Raw genomic sequence first — 5,245 nt, 5'->3', positions numbered from 1 at the left:
GGCGGCCTGCCTGGTGATGGTGGTCGGCGGCCTGCCGGGCGTGCGCCCCGGGGAGCCACTGCCCGGCACGGGGCCGGAGGGCGCGGGACCGGAAGGCGGGTTCTCGCGGGACCTGCCCGCCGCCCGGGAGCAGGTCGCCGAGTCGCTGGCGATCCTGGCGCCGTACGCCGGTGAGCGGGGCGTCAAGCTGGCCCTGGAGCCGCTGCACCCCGTGTACTGCGCCGACAGGGCCGTCCTGTCGACCCTGGCCCAGGCGGTGGACCTGTGCCTGCCCTACCCCGAGGAGCAGGTCGGCGTGGTGGTCGACACGTTCCACGTGTGGTGGGACCCCAGGCTGTTCGACGAGATCGCCAGGGCGGGGCGGCGGATCGCCTCGTACCAGGTGTGCGACTTCCTCCAGCCGCTCCCCGCCGACGTGCTGCTGGGGCGGGGCATGATGGGCGACGGGGTGATCGACTTCCGGCCGATCACCCGCGCGGTGGAGGCGGCCGGGTACACCGGTGACGTCGAGGTGGAGATCTTCAACGCCGACGTCTGGGCGGCGGACCCGGACGAGGTGGTGGCCACCATGAAGGACCGCTTCGCGCGCACGGTGGCCTGCCCCTGATGACCCGTCAGCGCACCTCGACCTCCACGATGCGCGTGTAGTCGTTGGCGCCGTTCGAGGCCAGCGCCACGACGCGGACCGCGTCCGCCGTCACGGGCGCGAAGTCCGAGCGGACGCTGCCGGCCGTGTTGCCGCGCACCTGGGCGACCGTCTGCCACTGGCCGTTCACGCCCGCCTGGACGTCCCAGTCGCGCAGGCCGTAGGTGGAGGCGGGGTAGCGCTCGGTGTTCAGCGTGTACAGGTCGACGCGGGAGACCTGCTTGACGCCGCCGAGCGCGATGGCGACGGTGTCGGGCCAGGTCCGGGCGGTGGCGTCGTTCCAGCCGTTGCCGCCGGCCCAGCCGTTGGAGCCGCTGTCGCCGTCGGCGACGCTGCAGGGCGGGTAGTTGGCGTTGACGTGCTGGGAGGAGGCGGTGACCTGCCGGCGCAGCGCCAGGTTGCCGCCGTTGTCCAGCTTGTCCGGGGTGACGACCTGGACGGGCACGGACAGCGTGCGGTGCGGGGTGCGCAGGCGCAGGCCGTACGTGCCCTCCGGGGTGGCGGGTGGCACGGCGACCAGGAGCGGCGCGGTCAGCTCGTAGCCGGGTGGCAGGTAGCTGGTGACCATCGTGCGCGAGGCGGTGAGCGGCGCGTCGATCTCCACGGACATGTCGGCGTACGCGGGCTTCTTCGTGTCGCTGCGCATGCCGACCTGGATCCTGGCGGGGCAGGCGGGGTCGACGCCGAGGGGGGCGATCAGTTCGCCCGAGCCCGCGACGGGGGTCAGCCTGCCGGTGCCCTTGGACGTGCCCGGCTTGATCGTGACGGCGGACACGGACGCCGGTCCCTGTTCGGGCGGCTGGACGGCCGGTGACGGGGTGGGTGAGGGGCCCCGGAGCGCCCAGGCGGCGGACGGGGCGGCCAGGGCGGTCACGGCGGCGACGGCCAGGGCGGCGCTGAGAAGACGCATGATCGTTTCCTTCCTGGTCAGAGGGCGTGCAGGCCGGGAGCGCCGTCGAGGGTGACGAGACTGGCCCGCGTGGAGACGGGCGCGCCGGGCTTGTCCACGTACGGGACCACCTTGTAGTCGGAGCGCCACTGGCTCCGGGTGACCTCGCACGACACGTAGCCGCGCTGGTAGCTGGAGAAGCGCAGGTGCGGGTTGACCGGGTCGCTGCCGCCCGGGGGCAGTCCCGTGCTCGCGCTGCCGTTGCCGCCGCTGCTGACGGAGGTGCAGACGAACTCGACGCCGACCGTGCGCGAGGACGGGTCGTCGAAGTTCTCCTTCAGCTCGCCGGCCAGGTTGTAGTGGATGTCGCCGGTCAGCACCACGGGGTTGCTGACCTGGCGCTCGACCATGCCGTTGACGACGCGGTCCTTGGCGGCCTTGTAGCCGTCCCAGAGGTCCATGCTGACCTTCTGCGCGGGGCCGGGGTCGAAGTCGAGCTGGATCATGGCGATCTGCTGGGTCAGGACGTTCCATTTGGCTCGGGAGGCGCCCAGGCCGTCGAGCAGCCACCTCTCCTGCTCGGCGCCGATCATCTGCCGGGCCGGGTCGAGCCTGGCCGCGCAGTCGGTCTGCTGCCCGTCGCCGCACGCCTGGTCGTCGCGGTACTGGCGGGTGTCGAGCACGTTGAACTCGGCCAGGTCGCCGAAGGTGAACCTGCGGTAGATCCGGGCGTCGGGGCCCCGCACGGCGGGCACGCGTACGGGCAGGTTCTCCCAGAACGCCCGGAAGGCGTTGGCGCGGATCACCAGGAAGTCCCGCTCGCTCACCTCCCCGCCGGGCCCGTACGGGCCGGCCCAGTTGTCGAGCACCTCGTGGTCGTCCCAGGTGACCACCCAGGGGGCGCGGTGGTGGGCGGCCTGGAGGTCGGGGTCGCTCTTGTAGAGGCCGTACTGGACGCGGAAGCGGTCGAGCGTGTCGCACTGCACCCGGAACTGCTCGGGCACCGGCGTGTTCCGCATGCCGCCGGTGGGCACGATGCCGTACTCGTAGACGTAGTCCCCGAGGTGGAAGACCACGTCGGGGTTCTCCTCGGCGAGGTGCCGGTAGGCGCTGTAGTAGCCGTCCTGCCACAGCGCGCACGAGGCGAAGGCCAGCTTCAGCGCCTCGGGGCTGCTCCCTCGGGCGGGGGCGGTCCTCGTCCTGCCGACGGGGCTGATCTCGGTCCCGGCGCAGAAGCGGTAGTAGTACTCGCGGCCGGGCCGCAGCCCCGTGGCGTCCACGTGGACCGAGTGGCCGTACTCGGGGGCGGCCCACGCGGCGCCGTGCCCGGCCCGCCGCGTGAACGCCTCGTCCTCGGCGATCTCCCACTCGACCTTGATCTTGTTGTACGGCATGCCGCCCAGCGGCTCCAGCGGCCTGGTCGCCAGCCGGGTCCAGAGGATCACCCGGTCGGGCAGCGGGTCCCCGGAGGCGACGCCGAGCTGGAACGGGTAGTCGCCCCTGACGGCGGCCTGGGCCGTCCAGGGGTCGGCGAGGCCGGTGGTGAAGGCGAGGGCGAGCGCGGAGCCGCCGAGTCCCAGGAAGGACCGGCGTGAGGGATGCGGCATGGGCTTCCTTGGCTGGGGGGTCGAAAGCCCTCACTTTCTAGCAAGCCGACAACACTCTTAACAAGAGTGAAGTTAAAAATAACAGGAGACAGCGTTAACTCCTGTGACCTTTTCGAGATCGGGCTACTTGGCCGGCATCACCGGGACGCCCTCGCTGGCCTGCACGAGCACGAAGCCCTGCCCCTGGAACGCGAGCTGCATCGCCTCCCCGCTCCCCCGGCCGATGAGCGCGCCGGCCTTCATCGTCCGGTTGACGCCGACGCGCAGCGCGGTGCTCCAGCAGACCGCCGACTGCCCGTCCGCGTACGTCGGCATGGCCGCGGCGTCCAGCAGCACCGGCGTGCCGTGCGTGGTGACGGCCGCCCAGCCGGTGCCGGTCAGCGTGGTGTTGAACAGCCCGCCCGCCGCGATGCCCGCGCCCTGCACCCGCTGGATGTCCCAGGTGAGCTGCGGCTGGAAGGCGAGCAGGTTGCGCCCGTTGACGGTCAGGCCCTCGTTCTCCAGGTAGAACAGGTGGATGTCGTCGGCGTTGTCGGCCAGGTAGAGCAGGCCCTGGCCGCGTACGCGCATCAGCGACGCGCCCTCACCCGTCATCGCCTTCTTCAGCAGCTTGCCCAGCCCGCCCGCGCCCTCGTAGTCGAAGTCCATCTGCCCCTGGAAGGCGACCATCGAGCCCTGTTTGGCCAGGACCTCGGGGAGCTGGACCCGCAGCATCTTGCCGTTCTCCAGGGCGAAGCCGGGAGGGAGCTGCTGCGGGTCGAGGTTGCGGAAGATCGAGCTGCGCATGGGCGGGCCTTTCGACGGGCTGGATCCCGCCACCCTACGGCGTGGGCGCCGGGGGCGGCTCCTCCCCCTCCTCCGGCTCCTCCAGCGTGACGGTGCCGGCCGCGCCGTTCACGGTGATCCGCTGACCGGTGACGATGCGGTGCGTCGCGTCCGGGACGCCGACCACGGCCGGGATGCCGTACTCGCGGGCCACCACCGCGCCGTGCGACATGGCGCCGCCCATCTCCATCACCAGCCCGCCCGCCGTCAGGAACAGCGGCGTCCAGCCGGGATCGGTGGACGGGCAGACCAGGATCTCGCCCGGCTCCAGGTGCGCGCCGACCGGGTCGAGCACCACCCGGGCGAGCCCGGTGACCGTGCCCGTGGAGGCCGCGCTGCCGGTCAGCGCCCCCTCGGCCGTGGTCGCGGACAGCGCCTCGGGCTCGGTGCCGTCGGACAGCATGATCCGGGGCACGTGCCTGCGCCGTGACTCCAGCTCGTACGCCGCCCGCCGCTCCCTCACCGGCTCCCGCAGGTCCCCGCCCTTCGAGAGCGCCGCGCGGGCCTCCTCGACCCGCAGGAAGTACACGTCCTGCGGCGACTCCAGCACCCCGTCCGCCACCAGCCGCTCCCCCACGACGAGCAGGCTCGCGCGCACCGCCGCCAGCGTCTTGACCGCGTAGAACTTGGGCAGCTCCCGCACCCCGGCGAACATCCTCGTGCGCCGCAGCCCGAACCGGGCCACGGCCGCGCGCAGCGCTCCCTTGCGGCGGGCGGCGGCCACGATCCGCGCGACGGCCGCCTCGGCGTCGGCCGCCCCCTTGGCGAACAGCGCGTCGGGGGCCAGCTCCCCGCCGCCCTCCATCCGCAGGTAGTTGGCCAGCACGCCGAGGATGTGCGTCGGGTCGTCGGACCAGCGCGGCACGCCCAGGTCGATCTCAGCGACGCCGCGATGCCCGTACTTGTCGAGGAACGCGGTGACGCCCTGCTGCGCCCGGGGAGGCAGCTCCCCGGCCCTGAAGCGGCGGACCAGCTCGCTCACCGGCTCCTCGCGGAACGGTCCGGGCTCGATCCGGGTGGCCAGGGCCCACAGCTCCAGGTCCATCTCGGTGGTGGGGTTGTTGGGGACGCTGCGCAGCACGTCCTGGGTGTCGCTCATGGACATCCCGGCCAGCCTCGACGCCAGCGCGAGCATGCCGTAGCCGGTGAGCGCGATCGGCATCAGCGAGATGATCACCGGGAACGTGCCGGCCAGCATCCGCTCCGCGTGGTCGAGCCGCTCGACCGGCGTCGCGCCGCCGGGCACCTTCAGCCGCCGGTCGAGCTCGGCGCCGATCC

At 72.6% G+C, this 5,245-nt stretch carries 5 protein-coding genes; 1 reads left to right on the top strand and 4 read right to left on the bottom strand.

Features of this window, described 5'->3' with window-relative positions:
- On the top strand, positions 1-607 hold a 607-nt coding region (locus KME77_RS05740), incomplete at its 5' end, for a sugar phosphate isomerase/epimerase family protein (protein ID WP_219462667.1).
- Positions 608-614: 7 nt separating this feature from the next.
- On the opposite strand, the gene KME77_RS05735 is transcribed toward KME77_RS05740, so the two are convergent.
- The 4 genes from KME77_RS05735 to KME77_RS05720 form a co-directional block, all read right to left on the bottom strand.
- On the bottom strand, positions 615-1,556 hold the full coding sequence (locus KME77_RS05735; protein ID WP_219462665.1) for a discoidin domain-containing protein: 942 nt from the start codon (positions 1,554-1,556) through the stop codon (positions 615-617).
- 17 nt (positions 1,557-1,573) lie between these two features.
- Entirely contained in the window at positions 1,574-3,142 is a 1,569-nt protein-coding gene (locus KME77_RS05730; protein ID WP_219462663.1) for an alkaline phosphatase D family protein, read from the bottom strand.
- 123 nt (positions 3,143-3,265) lie between these two features.
- On the bottom strand, positions 3,266-3,928 hold the full coding sequence (locus KME77_RS05725) for an AIM24 family protein (protein WP_219462661.1): 663 nt from the start codon (positions 3,926-3,928) through the stop codon (positions 3,266-3,268).
- A gap of 34 nt (positions 3,929-3,962) precedes the next feature.
- The coding region (locus KME77_RS05720) for a PEP-utilizing enzyme (protein WP_246609226.1) at positions 3,963-5,245 on the bottom strand (1,283 nt) is incomplete at its 5' end.

This window comes from Nonomuraea rhizosphaerae (assembly GCF_019396405.1).
GTDB classification, from domain to species: domain Bacteria; phylum Actinomycetota; class Actinomycetes; order Streptosporangiales; family Streptosporangiaceae; genus Nonomuraea; species Nonomuraea rhizosphaerae.
Note: the sequence above shows the minus strand (reverse complement) of the source record. Positions and strands in the feature narration are given on the sequence as shown.

Bases quoted from the DNA above. Each gene is read 5' to 3' on its own strand.
- KME77_RS05725 (WP_219462661.1), bottom strand. From the start codon at position 3,928: ATGCGCAGCTCGATCTTCCGCAACCTCGACCCGCAGCAGCTCCCTCCC.
- KME77_RS05735 (WP_219462665.1), bottom strand. From the start codon at position 1,556: ATGCGTCTTCTCAGCGCCGCCCTGGCCGTCGCCGCCGTGACCGCCCTG.
- KME77_RS05730 (WP_219462663.1), bottom strand. From the start codon at position 3,142: ATGCCGCATCCCTCACGCCGGTCCTTCCTGGGACTCGGCGGCTCCGCG.